The 17,728-nt window shown below is 33.4% G+C and carries 24 protein-coding genes; all 24 read right to left on the bottom strand.

What is annotated here, in order from left to right; genetic code table 11:
- Positions 1 to 134 precede the first annotated feature (134 nt).
- Positions 135 to 1,046, bottom strand: a complete 912-nt coding sequence (locus DN393_RS00350; RefSeq protein WP_179958487.1) for a DMT family transporter — start codon at positions 1,044 to 1,046, stop codon at positions 135 to 137.
- A 94-nt stretch (positions 1,047 to 1,140) separates the two neighbouring features.
- Positions 1,141 to 2,031 carry an aspartyl/asparaginyl beta-hydroxylase domain-containing protein gene (locus DN393_RS00355; RefSeq protein WP_149173141.1) on the bottom strand — a complete coding sequence of 297 codons (891 nt, stop codon included), beginning with the start codon at positions 2,029 to 2,031 and terminating at the stop codon, positions 1,141 to 1,143.
- Positions 2,032 to 2,958: 927 nt separating this feature from the next.
- The gene (locus DN393_RS00360; protein ID WP_149173142.1) at positions 2,959 to 3,279 is read right to left on the bottom strand and encodes a hypothetical protein; all 321 of its coding nucleotides are present in this window, start codon (positions 3,277 to 3,279) and stop codon (positions 2,959 to 2,961) included.
- A gap of 111 nt (positions 3,280 to 3,390) precedes the next feature.
- Positions 3,391 to 5,154 (bottom strand): phosphoadenosine phosphosulfate reductase domain-containing protein, encoded by a 1,764-nt coding sequence (locus DN393_RS00365; protein ID WP_149173143.1) that lies wholly within the window; start codon positions 5,152 to 5,154, stop codon positions 3,391 to 3,393.
- 126 nt (positions 5,155 to 5,280) lie between these two features.
- Positions 5,281 to 5,694: a HEPN domain-containing protein gene (locus tag DN393_RS00370; RefSeq protein WP_149173144.1), complete on the bottom strand. Its 414-nt coding sequence runs from the start codon at positions 5,692 to 5,694 to the stop codon at positions 5,281 to 5,283.
- Complete coding sequence (locus DN393_RS00375; protein WP_149173145.1) at positions 5,681 to 6,067, bottom strand: nucleotidyltransferase domain-containing protein; 387 nt, start codon at positions 6,065 to 6,067, stop codon at positions 5,681 to 5,683. Before DN393_RS00375 ends, DN393_RS00370 begins: the two co-directional genes overlap by 14 nt.
- Before the next feature lie 21 nt (positions 6,068 to 6,088).
- Positions 6,089 to 6,460, bottom strand: a complete 372-nt coding sequence (locus DN393_RS00380; RefSeq protein ID WP_001267125.1) for a hypothetical protein — start codon at positions 6,458 to 6,460, stop codon at positions 6,089 to 6,091.
- A 19-nt stretch (positions 6,461 to 6,479) separates the two neighbouring features.
- Positions 6,480 to 7,328 carry a ThiF family adenylyltransferase gene (locus DN393_RS00385; protein WP_149173146.1) on the bottom strand — a complete coding sequence of 283 codons (849 nt, stop codon included), beginning with the start codon at positions 7,326 to 7,328 and terminating at the stop codon, positions 6,480 to 6,482.
- Between the two features lie 12 nt (positions 7,329 to 7,340).
- Positions 7,341 to 7,742, bottom strand: coding sequence for a hypothetical protein (locus DN393_RS00390; protein WP_149173147.1), 402 nt, complete (start codon positions 7,740 to 7,742; stop codon positions 7,341 to 7,343).
- 50 nt (positions 7,743 to 7,792) lie between these two features.
- Positions 7,793 to 8,758 carry an MPN domain-containing protein gene (locus DN393_RS00395; RefSeq protein ID WP_149173148.1) on the bottom strand — a complete coding sequence of 322 codons (966 nt, stop codon included), beginning with the start codon at positions 8,756 to 8,758 and terminating at the stop codon, positions 7,793 to 7,795.
- A gap of 65 nt (positions 8,759 to 8,823) precedes the next feature.
- Positions 8,824 to 8,994 (bottom strand): hypothetical protein, encoded by a 171-nt coding sequence (locus DN393_RS31300; RefSeq protein ID WP_179958488.1) that lies wholly within the window; start codon positions 8,992 to 8,994, stop codon positions 8,824 to 8,826.
- Positions 8,995 to 9,110: 116 nt separating this feature from the next.
- On the bottom strand, positions 9,111 to 9,755 hold the full coding sequence (locus DN393_RS00400) for a hypothetical protein (protein WP_149173149.1): 645 nt from the start codon (positions 9,753 to 9,755) through the stop codon (positions 9,111 to 9,113).
- Positions 9,733 to 10,554, bottom strand: coding sequence for a hypothetical protein (locus DN393_RS00405; protein ID WP_149173150.1), 822 nt, complete (start codon positions 10,552 to 10,554; stop codon positions 9,733 to 9,735). The genes DN393_RS00400 and DN393_RS00405 overlap by 23 nt, the downstream gene beginning before the upstream one ends.
- Positions 10,555 to 10,570: 16 nt before the next feature.
- Positions 10,571 to 11,380 (bottom strand): hypothetical protein, encoded by an 810-nt coding sequence (locus DN393_RS00410; RefSeq protein WP_149173151.1) that lies wholly within the window; start codon positions 11,378 to 11,380, stop codon positions 10,571 to 10,573.
- A complete protein-coding gene (locus DN393_RS00415; protein WP_149173152.1) occupies positions 11,377 to 11,934 on the bottom strand; it encodes a hypothetical protein in 558 nt (185 codons plus the stop codon). Before DN393_RS00415 ends, DN393_RS00410 begins: the two co-directional genes overlap by 4 nt.
- Positions 11,918 to 12,247 (bottom strand): hypothetical protein, encoded by a 330-nt coding sequence (locus DN393_RS00420; RefSeq protein WP_098668253.1) that lies wholly within the window; start codon positions 12,245 to 12,247, stop codon positions 11,918 to 11,920. The genes DN393_RS00415 and DN393_RS00420 overlap by 17 nt, the downstream gene beginning before the upstream one ends.
- Positions 12,244 to 13,371 (bottom strand): DNA polymerase III subunit beta, encoded by a 1,128-nt coding sequence (dnaN, locus tag DN393_RS00425; protein WP_149173153.1) that lies wholly within the window; start codon positions 13,369 to 13,371, stop codon positions 12,244 to 12,246. Before dnaN ends, DN393_RS00420 begins: the two co-directional genes overlap by 4 nt.
- 81 nt (positions 13,372 to 13,452) lie before the next feature.
- Entirely contained in the window at positions 13,453 to 14,301 is an 849-nt protein-coding gene (locus DN393_RS00430; RefSeq protein WP_149173154.1) for a Rad52/Rad22 family DNA repair protein, read from the bottom strand.
- Between the two features lie 22 nt (positions 14,302 to 14,323).
- Positions 14,324 to 14,707: a hypothetical protein gene (locus DN393_RS00435; RefSeq protein ID WP_149173155.1), complete on the bottom strand. Its 384-nt coding sequence runs from the start codon at positions 14,705 to 14,707 to the stop codon at positions 14,324 to 14,326.
- A 331-nt stretch (positions 14,708 to 15,038) separates the two neighbouring features.
- A complete protein-coding gene (locus tag DN393_RS00440) occupies positions 15,039 to 15,290 on the bottom strand; it encodes a hypothetical protein (protein WP_149173156.1) in 252 nt (83 codons plus the stop codon).
- 68 nt (positions 15,291 to 15,358) lie between these two features.
- A complete protein-coding gene (locus DN393_RS00445; RefSeq protein ID WP_149173157.1) occupies positions 15,359 to 15,643 on the bottom strand; it encodes a hypothetical protein in 285 nt (94 codons plus the stop codon).
- A 139-nt stretch (positions 15,644 to 15,782) separates the two neighbouring features.
- Positions 15,783 to 16,484 carry a hypothetical protein gene (locus DN393_RS00450; protein WP_149173158.1) on the bottom strand — a complete coding sequence of 234 codons (702 nt, stop codon included), beginning with the start codon at positions 16,482 to 16,484 and terminating at the stop codon, positions 15,783 to 15,785.
- Positions 16,485 to 16,587: 103 nt separating this feature from the next.
- Positions 16,588 to 16,851 (bottom strand): hypothetical protein, encoded by a 264-nt coding sequence (locus DN393_RS00455; protein ID WP_149173159.1) that lies wholly within the window; start codon positions 16,849 to 16,851, stop codon positions 16,588 to 16,590.
- Positions 16,852 to 17,288: 437 nt separating this feature from the next.
- On the bottom strand, positions 17,289 to 17,552 hold the full coding sequence (locus DN393_RS00460) for a hypothetical protein (protein WP_149173255.1): 264 nt from the start codon (positions 17,550 to 17,552) through the stop codon (positions 17,289 to 17,291).
- Positions 17,553 to 17,728 lie beyond the last annotated feature (176 nt).

Here is a 17,728-nt window from a genome sequence, read left to right on the forward strand (position 1 = left end):
TATGTAACTTTTTTACATACATTCTTAAATGGAATGGAAGAAAGTTTAAAAAAATGCCCAAGATAATTTCAGTAGAAATCACCAAGAGCATTCACTACGTATATAGTTGAATTGAGTAGTCAAATATTTCAAATTTAAATAGATTTATGTTTTTCACTTCCTGTTTTTGACCGTAGTAAGTCTTTAATATTCATAGTTCCTGAGATTAACAAACCACCAATTACTAAAATTGCGCCAAACAGATGATATATTGTAATATTTTCTTTGAGTATTAACCAAGCTAGTAAATAACCAAAAATTGGTGTTAAGAATAGATAGTTGTTTGCTTTTATTGGATCTTTTTTTAATAAATAAAACCAAAGTAACATGGATACTATAGAAGTCATAACAACCTGCCAAAATAGACCGATAGCAAAATTCATGTCTAAATTAATATACGGATTTGGATCTAATAAGAAACTTAAAGGAACTGCAAATAAACTACCAAAGATGATTTGCCAAGTATTAATGACTAGGCGATCAATCTTCATATCATATTTTGTGAAACATACACTCCCAATCCCCATAGATAACATGCCAATTGCGAGTATAATGATGCCTGATACAGTGGCTTGTGTATCCTTTAAATACGGATATACGGCAACAAATAAGCCAAACGCCGCAATACACATGCCAGCCCATTCTTGTTTTGTTACTTTTCTACTTAAAAACATAGAAGACAACACAGCAACAACAAATGGGTTTACTGTGATAAATAAGTTAAACAAACTAGATGATACCAACTTTAGTGACAAGAAACAGCAACCTACATACAAAGTGGTATTCAATATACCTAGTACAACTAACTGCTTCCACTCCACTCCTTTAGGCCATCTGTTAGATTTGATAAAATATGTAAAGATAAACATGATAAGACCGGCACTAATTAACCTTGTTGTTGCAAACATTAAAGGGGATGAAGATAAAAGACCAATTTTTGTGGCGATAGCACCTGATGCCCATAAAATACTAAACAATATACCAATTAAAATCTCCATGCGAACCATTTTCCTTTCCTACATTACAAATAGTAAAACAACCGATTTTATTAAAATAAAATCGGTTGTTTATGTAAAGAACTTTATTTTATCTGTTCTAAAATCAAACAGTAACTTCTTCTTTCCAGTTATCCATACTGAAGCGTTCACCTAAATTACGATGTTCAATAATGTACTCACGTAAATGTTTTGCTTTCTGAATAATTGCCTGATCACCGCTTTTTTCTGCGATTTGATCTAGCCAATCGTAGCATTTCGCAACAGGGATATCTTTTTCGAAATGAATTTTTGATAAGAAGAATACAACATCTCTAAAATTAATCCTTGAAATTACTTTAGATAGTGAAGCAATTAACTCCTCTTCAAATGTTTCATCTAACTTATCACGTTTAACAATAAATCTTTCTAAATCACGATTATATGTCTTTTTATCTTTGAAGATATCAGACGGATCAAAATCACAATCAAATACATAATCTAGGCAGAGAAAAACGCGGCTATCCTTAGAGAAATTAGCAGCTGCATGTCCAATTGCTGCATCAAGGAACCAAATCTCTCCTTTTCTAATACGAAATACTGCTTCTTCATCTGAATGGAAAGCCTTTTTATTATCTTCTAAAGCTAAGAAGACACGGAAACGTTGCTTTGTACTATGAGAGAATTCAACGAAATCTCTATGTGGGATAACCATTGCATCCACTAAATTACGTGTGCGAACCATTTTTAAATTATCAAAAGTAAAATACTCTTCAAGAAGTGAGTTAATGTATGGTAACTGCTTACCATATTCCGTTTGTTGTGCTGCATGATCAAAATCACGATACATTGTATCATCTTTATCATTTGAAGCATTCCATAAAGAGTTGTTCATCCAATAACCCGAACTGAATTCATCATACTCTTCTGGAATAACTGGAAAATTCGCGATTGTAGTTAAATCTTTCTTTAATAATTCCTCGTTTAAATTTAATTTACCAATAATATAAGATGCCATATTAACTAATCTCCCCTTTAATTATAATGTGAACATTACTAAATCGCAATGTAAGTAACGAAATAATCTGATTATGTATTCTTTTCAGAATCTAGATGGAAAGATTATTTTTATAGAGTAATAATCTATTTAGTATTTTTGAAAAATAACATAACCTATTGGATACTGATCATTCTTAATCTTTTTGATATATTCCTGAAATCAAATATATACAATTCATATTGAGAAACATGGTCACAATACCTACATTTTATATTTTTGTCTGTTTCACAAATATGTGGCACATTTAGATTTCGAATCACTTCTAATACATGTTCTTTGCAAACAAACAAAAAATCACCTTATTTCCATAAAATGATGATTAATTTTTGTAGTTTTTATTTTACCTAGTAAAGGATATTACAAAACAACTCTCAATTCGCGCGAATTTACAGAAAATTGAATATCGAAACTACAAATTGATTATAGGAAAAAAATAACAACAGGTCTATATATATATTGTTGAAAATTCTGAATTAGGTGAATTTAATTGATGTTAAACTCCCGTAAAACACTGTAGTGACACCGTTTTGTCGGAAATAACTGAAAATTTTGTTAAAAAATGAGAAATATTTATTGTGTTTATATAACTAATTATTTGGTGTAATAATCTAGTTATACATATTAGTCTACAATTAGAATTCGTCCATCTTCCAGAACCATATTAAACTTTACTCTATAATCTTTCATTAGAGTTTTAAGTGAAATTCTAAATTCCTTTCCCTACGCTCAAATTATAGTTTCAACTTACTATAGAAAAACAAAAACCCAATTATATATGAAATATAATTGGGTTTTTTAGAAGTGTAAAAACATATGATTTCTGTAAATTCATTGATAAAGATGACGATAGATTAATTTAACAACTTTCTCATCCCTTTACATTGTTTACAATGAATTACTGATTATTTTTGCGATGTCTACAAATTTCTCTGCAAATAATATGACGCTAATGGCAAGTAAACCGCAAAGTGTCTTTACGGCGAACTCGACAGCATCTACATTAGGCTTCATTAAATTAACAAGGCCGCCTATTCCCATAAATAGTGTAACAAACCCTAGTATTAAATTTGAAAAGGGAGATACACCAGGAATATCTCTTCCTACAAATAGATGAAAGCAGTAGTACATACTCCAAATAAAAAATACTATTGTTGGAATTGTGGCTAAGATTTGAATGCATTTGTCTTTAAAATTAAGTCCTGTCATAGAAACCCTCCTCGAATACTATATTTCTATTATCCTAATCACTTTTTTTATTAAAAGAGAGATATTGTAAAGACCTTTATCCTTAAAATAACATATAATTATTATATTAATCTATTGTATTTTAATGACACCCAATTCTTTAAGAATATTTGCGATTAGATAATTGGTCTCTTCGGATAAAGGTTCCCTTTCTCCTATTAACCTAGCAAGTCTATTTGTAAACTCAGCAGCATACAAAAGTTTCGTACTAGGTTTTTCTTTTTCAAACAGTGGCTCGTTCTGCATAGCTTGAATTAAGAGCCGAATAAGCATCTGTTTATGCTGCCCTTCTTTCTTACCATAGTACATCTCCATGCCTAACCATTTGCGTACAATGCGTTCAGCATCTCTTGCTTCTGTTATATCAAACCTAGAGACAACAAAGGTTAGTTTGTTCCATGTAAGCTTTGCAGAAGCATTAGAATAATTTGAAGGGAAAAAGAAAAAACTCTGTTGCGTAACTTTCTGTAGTTCTTTCATCCAACGAAATATCTCCTGCTTCCCTAAATGAACATCAATTTCCACGAAAAACACAGGGAATGGAGACGTCGTTTTTTCTTCATTTATTGTACAATCAGGTTTGAACACCAATTCACCAAGACATGCGTGATGTATTGGCTCCAATTCATCTCGATATACTCGAATACCATCTGTGTCATACCAGCCTTGTAGTACTGCCTCAATTTCTTCTTCAGATATAAGACTCGTATTCATTTCTTGTTGAATATAAAGTAGATACTCTAAAAGCATTCTTCTACCTTCTACTGTTAGTCCTCCTGGTGCGTAGTCTCCTTTTTCTGTACGATCAAACATAATATAATCATATTCAACATGATTACATATGGAAAACAAGTCTGAATCCCTTTTATTTTCCTTTCTAAGGAGCGTTTGCAGGCTTCGTCTATTCATAACGTTCCGATACCGAATATCGTTTCTCATAGAACGTAAGAAGCTTTTCCAGGATTGTAGATAAGCATAGTCCGTATACCCTTCACTTATAAGTTGGGTTAGCATTTTATCCTCACCATTCATCATTAGGCAAGTCCAACATCCACTACGTGAGTTTGCAGCTCCACAAGCATTTCCCTGCTGCTTCCCACCTGTTTTTATGCCACATTCAAACATAGCTTGTCCATACTGTATGCTCATTTCTTCCACATCCACACCAAAAGGCAGTATCCCTCTATCTAAAAGTAACATCCATACTTCATCACCGGTTAAAAATTTAACTGGGTTAAAGCAGAGGATATTCTTCATGTCATTATGACGTGAAAATAAGGAATCATTACTTATCTCATGCTTTTGAATACTATGTCTTCTTCGAGCGCTCTCTTCATTACGAACGGCCAGCATAAGCACACCATCATATTCATCAAAGCATTCTACTGCAGTAGTAGTTTGAGAAGCTATTAAGATTTCTTTCATCTTTCGCTGCATCGGTTTGACCTTAAGAGAGTCGGTACACCATCTCAATCTACTGTTTCCGCTCGGTGGTAAAACGCCTCTGCCTATTACCTTATACCAATATGATTCTTTCATAAGTGGTTGCACACCATGAACGATAAATGGTAGGTTTTGCTCATTTGCATTCTCCTGGATCTTTTGTAATGTCCGTGAGATATAAGCCGTCATAGCAGGTGTTTCTACTCCAACTTCGGAAGTTAAGATATGAACTGGATTTGTACGTTCCTCTAGTGGTAGTTCGGCAATTGCATCCCATAGTAACGTCAACATGGCAGAACTATCTTTTCCCCCACTGTAACCTACAAAACAACAATCTCGAGATAAATAGACTTTTTTCATTTCTTCTTTAATTTCTTTATATATATCCATCATTATATTGTTATCCCCATAGCAAAGTATCATTTCATACTGCCGTGGAGCATTCCTCCTCTTTTTTTTTAGATAGAAAAAGAGAGTCCCTATTTAATAGGCACTCTCTTTTATGTATATCCTCTATTTTTAATCAACTGTGATTTCATGTATATTCAACTTGTTTAACTTTTCCATATAAAAACTCATTACTTTTTGAGCATGTTGTATAGCGATTAATCCATCTTGAACAGTAAGTGCTTCAAAATACGGATAACGAATGTCTGTAGCATAACCATTTAGCTGCACGCACTGTTCTAAAATCAATGAGAATTCCTCATTTAATTTCCGACACGATTTGTGCAGCATTAGAAGGTTATGAGTTTTTGGGACTGTTCTACCATTTAGTGCAAGAAATCCTTTTAGAAGTTTCTCCACACATTGTTGACTATGATAACAGATAATTGCAGTAGGGAAAGGTTTCATGTGAGTTAGGTAACTCGCAGAATCTAAATCGGATTTTGCAATAAATACCCACTCTTTTAGATCCTCAGTATTTCTCATATAGGACCTTCCCTTCTAGTGCAATCTTATGTTCCATAGTAACGGTACGGCTAGCACGTTCTTGAAACTCTTCTGGTCCATACACTAGAATATCAACTGGTGTTTCCATAACATCATAAATCCCCCAATTGATACGATTAATGACTTCCCTTTTTCTTTCTCCGACACCTTCCACAACAATACAGAGATCAAAATCACTGTCTTCATTTGGTGTGCCATATGCATGAGAGCCAAAAAGGATGATTTTTTGGACAGAAGATACAGTTTCACGAATCTTTTGCACCAATAGGTCCAATTCCCTTTGTACTTCTTCGTTAATCCGAATCACTCCTCGGATAAAGTCATTATATTGACGTTTAAGTATATTATACATGCGTTTCTCTTCTCCTTGCTATTACATATTTATTTTTATATTTTTCTCTTGTTTCCCAACGTTCTGCAATGCTTGATAACATTCGTATATCTGCTTGAAATCTTGTAGAAATCCATCGTCAGAGATACTATGAAATCCTTTAAAGTTCTTTCTACACCAATATAAAATGCTAGATTCATCCTTCGCTAAAAAAGAATCCGGATTGAAATGTATCAAAGCCTCTGCTAAACAAGCCAGAAGCAATGGTATCATTTCGGAATCTTGCTTTGATAAATCAAGTACAGATACAACGGTATACTGTTTATATTGGTAGTATTGTAGAACACCATTACACATGTTTGTTGGTGTTAAACTGTGTTGTAATTGAGTGGAATCTAATTGATACACTCTCATGTTGTCCCCTCCTATATCATTACCCCTTAATTGGTGCAGCTTTCATAAAAGCCTTTTGAGCTTGGAAAATGATATAGTGATTCGATACGGTACCTTCATCAAAGAGTTCGTTGACGAATTGAGCAACAGTCATGGCAGCGAACTTATTGGTAATAACGCGCTGTGGTTCTGAAGCAGCTAATTCGGAACAACTTAATTGACTTGGAGCCGTTTCTTTTTTCGTAAAAGCATCCGGAAATAAATCACCAAGCGGTGAAAGAATGACCTCGCCATTCAATTTAACTCCACATACTGCTTGCCCGTTATAACCACTGTTTTTATAATCAGCTATTTGTTGAGGTGTCCAATGTCTTTTATTTACTTCTCTCCAATTATCAGGGATGGTTACAGCTGTATTCCCTACATCGATGTAAAGAAGATTATCCGATTGATGGAAGAATTGATGAAAGACCTCACGAGAAAACATATTATCTACTGCCCCAATTACAATTGGCAGATACAAGTGGTCGTCTTTATGTTGTTTTTTTAATAAATCATATTTATTACCAAACAACTGCTGCATTGTTTCTATGTCTTCTATGTACTGTGACGTAAAGGAAGAGATAGGAACGTTATAGCCAGCTTTATATCGACGAGCCAGTACTTCTGCTTTGTATTTACCAACATCAGGTCGAATAAAGAGTTGATTTCCAAGGTTTTTTTCTTCAACCGTATCTGGATCTGCAACTACGATTTCTCCGTCTAATTGAAAAATACTCATCATTTGAGCAATATGTTGTAAAATTAATCCTCCGTTTCCTCCAGCACCTACTAATACAATATGTGGTACAATCTTCTTTCCTTCTGCAATATCAATAACAATACTCATTTTTATAGCCCCCTATTTTTCTTTTGATAGTGTATTCTCTAAATTTCGTAGAAATGGAATTGATAAATTTGTAATCCTATGCACGGTATACAAGTCAAATGAATGCATCAATAGTATCGATGCAGCATAAATGACTCCTTCCTCTTGCACAATGGATACAACATATTGAAGTAAATTCAACTGCACAACAAGCGTATCTACATATTCTTGATGTGTGTTTAAATCAATATGAGTATTCTTCCTCTGTCCTTCTAATGCTTCATATATGTGATTCATCTCTAACTTGCACATAAATTGAAATAGCTTATAGTCATCATGCGATTCCTCTATTGCTTGTTTATTCTTTGTAAGAACTAACATGTAGTGCTTTATCTTTGTAAACATTGAAACGTGAATTGTTTTTAATGTTGTCATAATAAAGAAAGAGACATAAAAATATGTCTCTTTTACGCCCCCTTGTTTATTTATTTTAAAAGTGTGATCCTACTTAAATCGTAATTTTGGCTTATCCCTTTCGTTGCATATTCTCCTGCAAATATAAAGTTAGGGTTAATAGAATGAAATTTTCCATCTATACAAGTGCGTACTCGTAGTTCAGGGAAAACATCCTCTATTCTGCCAACAATTGCATAAAGAATAGGAGCCTGTTCACTTTGATCATCTAAATCACTTGGTTCAGCAGAGAAACGATGATGACTGTGTATCTCCATAACTTTCATAGCGATAGACTGCATCTCTATATTCGTTTCTGGGATTACAATTTCAGTTGCTACCTGCTGGTGTGGAAAGTCCATAAAATAACCACGTTCCTTATTGAAATAGATATCAGCATGTAATTCGCAATCACATTTACGAGAAATGGCCTGTGCAATAATAATAAAGTCCATTAATAGAGTTCTCGGAATAAAATCCCCAGGTAAAAAGTGATCCCGCCAAGAACTAAGAAAAGAAAAAGGACAATCTGAAATGGATTGTCCCTCTACAGTACTTGCTCCTTTTGCACCGACAGTTAAAATCGGAAGTAGTGCATTTGTATCCTCATCATATTTAATAACAGTTAAGCCTTTAACAAACGAGGGATAACGATGCTCTAATTTTACGCGGATGTCCTCTGCTTCTATTTTTCTTACATCTGTTGAATCTCCATTTTGAACAGCGATTCCATGTGTAATTTCTTCTTCTGTAAACCAATCTACTAACGGTATATCTCCAAATACTACGTGTCGAACAACCGTTGTTGTATTGATTTTATCTAGACAATCTGTAGATTTTGTAGCCTTAGCTTTCTTACTACTCTTTGTCTTATCTTTTGCTTTTTCCTTTTTTTCTTCCTTTTTAGCAGTGGCTTGCTCTGAAGCAGCTTTTTTCACTGGTACTGTTGTTTCCTCTACTTGTTTTTCCATATCAAAAAAATCGAATAAGTTTGTCATAATAAAAAATCCTCCTAGTATGTTTGCTTTTATATAGTCCTGCTATTTTCAGAAATTCGATGTACCTAATTACTGTCTGCCATTAACTTATTTTCCATTAAAGTTAATGGCCAAAGCGGTAAATCATTGACTCTTTTGCCATCTGAATTTTGTGTAATACCCTTCTCATTTAAAAATTCAATAATTCGTTTTCTTTCTCTCTCAATTCTCACTCGTGTTTCATAATCTAAATACACCGTATTTCCTCCTCAGCATGTTGGATTTAAGGTTTATAACCTAAACTCCAACAAAATTATTACTTTTAATAATTAATCCCCAACTTCTAATAACCAATCACTCTAAAGAGCTTGTATTAAAAAGTCTTTTCCGATTCTATTAAAATAGAATCATCAAAACTTTGATTTTCAAATCGTTTAAATAGCTCTTCCACTGGTTCCGTATGAGTATGTGTAAGGTCGTGATTAAATGAACTTGCAAAGAATAAAACATGAAATGTTTCTAAATCTTTTAAAGTCCGGAATTCAGGTATCACAACTCTACCCGTACATACAGATCCACTAGGATGAACATTAGAGTAAGGAAATTGATATAATTTCATTCCTTCTTCTAAATCCATATCTTCTTTTAAAGCAAAGACAGAGATATTCGTAACTCGTTTTTGGTAAACCGTATAACGAAATAATAGACGTGGAAAGCCTACTTGTTGAAACGGTCTTTCAAAAAAATGAATATCCCACTGATCCTTTGGTACTTCAATCCAAACAGCTTGTTTATCACCACTCTTAGATAACACCTCGTGTTTTATACAACCTTTTGGGAGTACGCCACTAGAGTAATGTGTATCATCTTGTGTACCCTGCTCCATAACTTCTTTTAAAGCTAAATAAAAATCCTTAAAAGTAACGGCAGTTTCTCCACGAGATAATTCGTTGTTAAATTGTTGTATAGTTACAATTCCTTTTGGCTCTAAAGCATCAAATATTGCTACTGTCTTCATTTGTTGTTTCCCCCTGCGTATAGATTGTTTCCAATAAATCTAGTAACATCTCAAATTTATATGGTCCGTATAATGGTTCCTCGCCATAATAGAGATAAAGAGATTCTTCATCAATTTGGTAAGAATACCTTACTGGATAACAATCTAGTAATATAGAAATTTTTTCTTTATGCTTTGGTGATATGCCGTCTATCGTTTCAGCTATAGCACCCCATGTGTCCTCTGCTGCTTCCTGTATTTCCTTTAATGGTATGTCGAATAATGTGGAGAGCTTTTCATGCTCTTCTTCATCAATTGGAAAAGCTTCTAAGCCCATATCTTCGATCATGTCCGTACCCAATGCTTTAAATCCTTCTTCATGGTCTAATTCATAGATATTCTCTCGCTCTAAATACGAGGGAGAATACTGTGTTACATCAATCGAAAGCGCATGCAGCCTTTTAAAGTAATGTAAGAAATGAAATTGACATGAATAAAATTTAGATAGATTTATGTTTAATAGGTTCATGGAAAGTAAGAAGATTACAATCGTATCTGTTGTTTCTATGTCCTCCCACCTTAGTGATTGGTTTTCATCTAGAAAATCCACACAAGTTAGGATTTTACCAATTGCTCCATGATAGATTTTGTTAAAATCTATCTCTATATCTTTAGAAAGGCTTTCTAATATATATATTTCCTCTTGATATCTTTGTTTAATTTGCTCCCAATTTACGATGCTATAAGTTTTGTTTAACTTAAGTGATAGTAAATAGTTTGACATCGCTATATTAGATGAATATCCAAATAATTTTTTCATTTTTAGTCCCTCTGTACTAACTTGCTATATTTTTTGTTAACCGCATCTCTTCAAAGATACGAAGTAACATTTCAATTCGTTTAATTGCTGGAAAATATGTATCATCATCATAGAAAAGATAAAGTTTTTTCTCTGCAGCTTGGTAAAGCATACGTATACCAAACTGACTTTGAATTAAATGAAAGAAACTTTGATCCTCTATCTTGATATTAGAGAACATTTCACCGATTGGACTCCATGCATTATCAATAATGTGGTTTAATTCATCCATGGATATATTAAATAGATTCGTATATTTGATTAAGGTATCTTTATCATCGCTATCTACCTCTTCGTGATGTAATTTCATATCTTGAATTAAGTCATCACCCCAGCTTTTAAATGACTCCTCACAATCGTATTCTTCGAAATTTTCTTGTTCTAAATACGATGGGTAATAATCTTTTACAGGAATCCCCAATCTATACATACGCATAAATATCTCCATAAGATACAATTGCGATGTATAGAAGCAGGAAAGATCAGTATCTAAAGATTTTTCCGCAATCATAATTATTTCAAGTAAAGTTTTCGAATCTAAATTAATTGGGAAATTGGAGTCCTCTTCTAAATAAGAAACGGCAGCCATTACTTGTTGAATGGCTCGTTCTGAAATCTTGCTGAAGTCTATTTCTCTTGAGTGCTCTAAACAATCTAATATGTAGATTTCTTCTTGATGTTTCTTATCTGCAAGTAATTCATGCAGTAAGTGAGCATTCTTTTGTATTTTTAACGAAAGTAGATACTTTCTTACTTTCTGCTGATTGTATGTAAATAATAATTTCATACCTGGTTTCCCTTCGTCTTTTCTCGGATCATTGCCGCAAGACGGATTATTATTTCATAATAAGAAAGTACCCATTCATCAAATGAGTACTGTTCATAACCATCCTCTAGAAATTCAATCAAAATATGATTGGGATACACTTCACTTTGATAGGTGTTAAACGAAAATCCATGTAACACGAATTGAAAATCGGATTGTGTTATATGTTCCGAGCCTATACATAAATAGTAACCAGCTGTATTGATGTAACATCCTTCCGCAGCCATAGAACTAATATCCGAAGCGAAATTCGAATACATGTCTTCTGAGCTAAATAACGTTCCATCTAACAAGTCTTCTTCAGTTCCAAAGGCAAAGTGACAAAATATACGTGTTTGCTCGTTAAAACGCGCAAGCGACTCGAATAATAGTTCACTTGTGATATGCAACTTGTCCCTGTGAAAATCATTGATATTGATTAAGAATGGGATGTTATATTTACGAATTAATTTTTGTATGCGTAGTATCCGAATGTATACTTTCATCTCATTTCCTTGATTAAATAAATATCTCATCTTCTAGCCCCTGCTTTTCTACATCTTCTAGTTGTTCAGTGAAAAGATGTAAATGTAGCATTTCTTTTAATACACAATCTGGACCACTTATACGAAATGAATTACCACTATAAAACGTGACATAATGTCGTAGCTGCTCAAATTGCTTTTCAAATTCATCTATATGTTCTAATGGTATGTTTTCTAAATCAGGCATTTCGTTCGCAATAAATCCATTTATAATCGATTCAAAGGATTGACGAAGTTCTTGATTATTAGGAAGGACTTCTTTTGACTGTAAAAAGTCAAAGAAGTCACTGTGATTCATACTCATTTGGATGCCCCTAACACGCGAACCGGTAGAATTAACTGCAGATTAGAGTGAGTTGTATCCTCTGCTCCCACTACAACGATAGGTCTCTGATTACTAATCATTTTTATCGCGATTGTTTCAGAAGTTATCGTTTGTAGTGCTTGCAGCAGATATTCCACATTACAAGCCAATGTAAATTCTTCTACTTGATTACATGGAATTTCTACACTTGCAGTACCTACTTGAGAATTTTGTGGTTTAAGATGGATGCTTTCTTTTCCTTCTGACGTAAGCACGATTAAGGAAGAAAATGCTGAAAGTTGCTCCAACGTGTTTTTAAATTCTTCACGTGATAGTTGTATTTCACTTTTAAATTCGTCGGGTACCATACGTGCCGTATCAGGATATGTACCAGCTAGTAATCTAGACTGATAGATAATACTTTCGCCACGGATTAACAGCTGTATATCATTAATGAGCTTTAATTGTAAATTTGTTTCACGATTAAAGAGCTTAAGAGCTGTTTTAAGAGACTTAATTGGTAACACGACTTCACCATCTTTTACGATAGTGATCTTTGTACAATCAAAATGTAAACGGGCTAAACGGTGAGCATCAGTTGCTATACTATAGAACTTATCGCCTACTGATTTTAAGTTCACACCGGTTAGAATTTTACGTGTATCCATTGCAGGAATAGCATGTAAAGTACTGTTGGCCATAGTTAAAAATTGATCTTGTGAAAGTGAAATCCAATCTTCCCCTGCTTCAATTTTGATTTCAGGATATTCTTCATGATCCATGGTACAAAAGCTAAATTGTTTCTTCTTGCTTTCTACAATTTTCAGCTCATTGTTTTTATGTTCTAGACCAATGAATTCACTCTTGAATTTCTTAATCGTTTTAAGTACCGGAGCAGCTGCAAAGAGTACCTTCCCCGGTTCAGTACAATCCCCACTGTTTACATTAAAGCGAGTTACTAATGTTACTGTTTCTGTACCGTCTGACCCCATTAGAATCATTCCCTGTGAATTACAATTTAATAAAACACCTTGTAATGCGGGCATTGGGTTTTTAACGTCTACAGTTGCACTAGCTTTCTCTAATTTTTCGATAAATAATGTACGGTTAATAGTAAATTTCATAATAAATCCCTCCAAAAAAGTAATAAAAAAAGAACAGACCTCATATCCTGTTCATTCGTTTTCCTGCTATAAAACAAAGCTTTACGCGCTTTGTTGTTTTTTTAACTGTTCTATGAGTTGGTGAATGGCTTCTGTATGATCATGAAGTAACCATTCTCTAAAGGACGTAATATCGCCGGATATAAAGGTAGATAACCAGCGGCTAAGCTGTCCTTCATTCCCATGGCTTATATGTATGGCCTCATGAATCAACTGTAAATTCGTTATAATTCCTTCTAAACCACCAGCCGTTGTATCCTCAAATGTCCTTGCTTGCGCATTATAATTGTGATTATAGGCAAGTAGAATATCCCTGGATGCAATGCTTAACGGTTTTGCAAGCTCTTGGATGTTTTGAATTAATCCTTCTAAACTTGCTTGACCGTTCGATGGTTCCCTCTGTGTGCTGCCTTGCTTATTTTTTTGCTGTAACATAGTAGGTGGTGTGAAATAGTATCCTTTCTTTTGATAAGAAACATAGTTACTATTTGGACCATTACTACGTGTAGTAAGTTCTACTTTTATAGGTTTTACATTATAAAGGTATCTTCCCACGCCCCAAAGTACAGCAGCTCTTTTTAAACTATTCGAAAAGCCACCTTTTACAGAACTGTAGTCAGATTCTTCACTTCCATCCTCTTTTGATATCCAACGTTCATTCAAAAACACTGATATGGTACATTTCGTTGCTTTCTCACCCCATTTTTCATACGACACTTGCCATTTATCAATACCAAAGACTTCATCAAATCGGTCCTGAATGGAGCGTGCGTCAACAAATGGAGCTACATAAGCAAAAAAACGACCTTGGCTTTCAAATGTATTTGTAATTTTCCACCCTAATTGTTCGAATGGAAATTCAGCTTGTAAACTTTCCATTGTATTCGTCATAATAATCCTCCTGTATTAATTGTTATTTCGAATCTGGGTGTTTCCACTCTTTCTTTCGAAATTCATCAATCATTTCACAAATAATTCCTCTGTTTTCATGAAGCAGCCAATCCTCATAGGAAGTAATATCTTTTCCTGATTGAATGGATAAATGCTTATTCAAATCCCCTATACTCATACGACTGATATTAGTTGCTGCATATATGAGACTTAAGCTTACTTTCAAATCCCTTAAATCAGAAATGGTAATATCCTTAAATGTCTTAGCTTTCGTATTGAAGTTTTGATTGTGCGCTTGCAGCATTGAAACAGAACTGATCCATAAAGGATTAGCTAGTTCTTTAATTTCTTCCATAATGTCATGTGAATGAGCATTATTTTGTAGTTTTCCTTGTGATTTATCCATGATGTTTTCCCCCTAAGTAATAAAATAGTTGCCTAAAGTGCTGGCTATACAATAATTCCAAACCTGAAGACAACACAAAAAGGGCTTCTTCAAGTCGATTAAAAGTGTGTATAGCAAAATAAGCTATATATACACTAATCGGCTCAAAGAAGCCCTTTCAAAAATGAAACAAGACGCAACTTGCTTCTACAACTCAACCACAACACAAAAAAGGTGTGGGAATAAACGGAATCAAATAAACAATAAATATATTTGTATATTAAACTATCTTTATTTTTAATGCAAGTAAAAAAGAGTGAAACAACCGTAACACTCCTTAATTCATAGCATATTATTTACTCCAAAACTCATTATAATACCAAGCTCGATAAGAAATATGTTCTGATACATCCACTACTTTCATACGTCTTCTATGATTTTTAGGATGAACAGGTATACTATATATCTTCGCATCGTCTGGTTTCGTCATATCTTCTACTTCAATTTTGACAACTTTTAGATGGTACGGCATACGACCATTGTTAAAAATATCCCCTACACAAATTGTCCAAAGACTTGTTTTTATTCCAGTTACACTATTCATTATATATTCTCCTCTACAAATTAATAAAAAAGACATTGAACAGATACGTCCAATGTCTTTTTTTCCTCTTATATACTAGTTAACTCAAAGTATAATTTTTCTGGTTTTCCATACATGTTAATTTCATTTTGATATACGGCAGCTAATGGCTGAGATATCTCAATGTTTTCCACGTAGGATAATGAAGCAGCTGCTTCTATTTGTTCTTTAATCTCATTAGGAATGACTGAATAAGATAAGTTATCCATTTTACTCCCTAATTTAGTGTGTGTAGCAGCTTCATAATAAATTTCGGTAATTAAGACCTCATTATCATCTGGATCATACATATATCCTCGGTTAACTGTAATCATATTGTAGTGCTCCTCTCAGATTTACATTTTCTAATTCCTTGTGCCTTTAGCATTGCAACAAGTACCTTAATTCTATATAGATTCCCTAGCGCTTATTTTTCATATTCTATTCCTTATCTACTTTACTATAAATTAGGCTTTATTCTCTTTCTTTACAGTCAAATTCAAAAATCTTTAACAATAATAAGAGACGATAAAGACCAGGTAAGTGTTTTTCCCCATAATAGATATATAATTCCTTCAATTCTTCTTTATAAGCAAATTGAACACCTAAATGGGCAGGAAGTTTCTCTAGTATCCTTGTGTTCTCCAACTCTCTGTTTTGAATAATTTCAATAACAGTATGTGGGGATTCTTTTAAAATAGCTTTTAATGTCTCATAAGAAATATGAAACAGCTCGCTACATTCTATTGCTCTTCTTTTATCATACTCTACTTGTTCTAGTTCTTCTTCCGTAGGCGGTGTAGTATAAGGTCTTCTATATTCAGATTTTACGTCTTCTTGTTTGGATTCCATTTTTTTTATAAAGAAATGGCCCCATTCTTGGAGACGATCTTCTATTTCGTACGGATTTCCATATTTATATTCAAAACTTCTTCTTTGAAATTCGAAATCACAGTCATCATCACAATCGTGATAGTCCAGTTCTATAATGAAGTCCCTATAATAGTCAACCTCGAAGTCTTTCATTCTATCCTCAATAATACCTACAGTGTCCTGAAAAATAGTAAGTTCTCGACTTCTAATTGGTTCAGTAGTTTCTTTCTTTTGGAAGATTGATATAATTTCCCCTAGTGATAATACTGGTTTATCTAATGTAATTGCATGTTCATATTTCATTTAAATATCCTCTTTTCCAAATAAAAAAGCACAAATTATGTGCTATTTATTCACATTATTTTTTTAGTTGTAAAACCTAAATACAAGTTCCTCTCAGCCTTTTTTATTTTAGTATCTCTACTACGGTACAAGGGATTGTATCAAATTTCCTCTCACTACATATGTCTTGTAGTGTTCTTAGCGTTTCAAATCGATTATGCATGACTTTTAGTAGTACTGAAGTACTCAAATTTTGAACAATTAGATGCTCTACACAATCGCAGTCATGATCTGTTACTATTAAATAAAACCCTGTGGCTTCATAAGAACTACGAGCATAAATCACTCTCATATTCTTTTTCGTATGCCATACTTTGTAAAATCCCATTTTATCTCTCCTCTAAATTAAACAAAAAAGCACAAATTATGTGCTTTATCATTTAGCATATTATTAGCCCCGAAGGTCTATTTACAGGTGGAACCGAACTTAAAGACAACAAAAAAAGGGCTTCTTCAAGTCGATTAAAAATGTGCATAGCAAAATAAGCTATATATACACTAATCGGCTCAAAGAAGCCCTTTCACAATTGAAACAAGACGCAACTTACTTCTACAACTCAACCACAACACAAAAAAAGGTGTGGGAATAAACGGAATCAATTAAACAATAAATATAGTTATATATTAATCTATTTTCATATCATATTCAATTGTTTTTAAGCAACAAAAATAAGAAGGGAAATTATATATAGTGGCTTTATGTACCATATAATAATACCTCTGTTTCTACGTTTATAACTCCCTTCTTATTTTCAGTTCTTGGTGTTACTTCATGTACTGCAATTCAAAATAAAGTTTTTCTGGCTTTTGATTCTGCTCTAAATAACAAAGTATTTCTGGAATGGTTTGTTCGTCTACTTCCATACTTTCCATATAGGACATACTTTCACTTTCTTGAACATTTTTAAAAATGGAAGTAGGTAGTTTTTCTGCAGCAAACACACTCATTTTGCTGCCTAACTTTTGGTTGGATGCAGCGTTGTAGAAAATTTCGTTCACAATGACCTCATTATCATCTGGATCATACATGTACCCTCGTTGTATACGTAGCAATGCTTTACCCCTTTCGAATATATTCCTTTACACAAATGATTATATTTGTATATATTGTTTTTCTGCATAAAGGTGTCAAAGAATATTATTTCGTAAAATACGTAATTTGTATAGGGGCAGATATAGGATAATTAACTTTAGCATATTATTTA

Source organism: Bacillus sp. BPN334 (assembly GCF_008368885.1).
In the GTDB taxonomy this organism is placed as follows: Bacteria; Bacillota; Bacilli; order Bacillales; family Bacillaceae_G; genus Bacillus_A; species Bacillus_A wiedmannii.

Coding starts and splice junctions, on each gene's coding strand:
- DN393_RS00395 (WP_149173148.1), bottom strand. CDS start 8,758: ATGACAAACTTATTCGATTTTTTTGATATGGAAAAACAAGTAGAGGAA.
- DN393_RS00400 (WP_149173149.1), bottom strand. CDS start 9,755: ATGAAGACAGTAGCAATATTTGATGCTTTAGAGCCAAAAGGAATTGTA.
- DN393_RS00460 (WP_149173255.1), bottom strand. CDS start 17,552: ATGTATGATCCAGATGATAATGAGGTCATTGTGAACGAAATTTTCTAC.
- DN393_RS00440 (WP_149173156.1), bottom strand. CDS start 15,290: ATGAATAGTGTAACTGGAATAAAAACAAGTCTTTGGACAATTTGTGTA.
- DN393_RS00380 (WP_001267125.1), bottom strand. CDS start 6,460: ATGAGAGTGTATCAATTAGATTCCACTCAATTACAACACAGTTTAACA.
- DN393_RS00430 (WP_149173154.1), bottom strand. CDS start 14,301: ATGACGAATACAATGGAAAGTTTACAAGCTGAATTTCCATTCGAACAA.
- DN393_RS00370 (WP_149173144.1), bottom strand. CDS start 5,694: ATGAGAAATACTGAGGATCTAAAAGAGTGGGTATTTATTGCAAAATCC.
- DN393_RS00355 (WP_149173141.1), bottom strand. CDS start 2,031: ATGGCATCTTATATTATTGGTAAATTAAATTTAAACGAGGAATTATTA.
- DN393_RS00385 (WP_149173146.1), bottom strand. CDS start 7,328: ATGAGTATTGTTATTGATATTGCAGAAGGAAAGAAGATTGTACCACAT.
- DN393_RS00405 (WP_149173150.1), bottom strand. CDS start 10,554: ATGAAAAAATTATTTGGATATTCATCTAATATAGCGATGTCAAACTAT.
- DN393_RS00350 (WP_179958487.1), bottom strand. CDS start 1,046: ATGGTTCGCATGGAGATTTTAATTGGTATATTGTTTAGTATTTTATGG.
- DN393_RS00390 (WP_149173147.1), bottom strand. CDS start 7,742: ATGACAACATTAAAAACAATTCACGTTTCAATGTTTACAAAGATAAAG.
- DN393_RS00365 (WP_149173143.1), bottom strand. CDS start 5,154: ATGATGGATATATATAAAGAAATTAAAGAAGAAATGAAAAAAGTCTAT.
- DN393_RS00445 (WP_149173157.1), bottom strand. CDS start 15,643: ATGATTACAGTTAACCGAGGATATATGTATGATCCAGATGATAATGAG.
- DN393_RS00435 (WP_149173155.1), bottom strand. CDS start 14,707: ATGGATAAATCACAAGGAAAACTACAAAATAATGCTCATTCACATGAC.
- dnaN (WP_149173153.1), bottom strand. CDS start 13,371: ATGAAATTTACTATTAACCGTACATTATTTATCGAAAAATTAGAGAAA.
- DN393_RS00410 (WP_149173151.1), bottom strand. CDS start 11,380: ATGAAATTATTATTTACATACAATCAGCAGAAAGTAAGAAAGTATCTA.
- DN393_RS00415 (WP_149173152.1), bottom strand. CDS start 11,934: ATGAGATATTTATTTAATCAAGGAAATGAGATGAAAGTATACATTCGG.
- DN393_RS00420 (WP_098668253.1), bottom strand. CDS start 12,247: ATGAGTATGAATCACAGTGACTTCTTTGACTTTTTACAGTCAAAAGAA.
- DN393_RS00375 (WP_149173145.1), bottom strand. CDS start 6,067: ATGTATAATATACTTAAACGTCAATATAATGACTTTATCCGAGGAGTG.
- DN393_RS00455 (WP_149173159.1), bottom strand. CDS start 16,851: ATGGGATTTTACAAAGTATGGCATACGAAAAAGAATATGAGAGTGATT.
- DN393_RS00360 (WP_149173142.1), bottom strand. CDS start 3,279: ATGACAGGACTTAATTTTAAAGACAAATGCATTCAAATCTTAGCCACA.
- DN393_RS00450 (WP_149173158.1), bottom strand. CDS start 16,484: ATGAAATATGAACATGCAATTACATTAGATAAACCAGTATTATCACTA.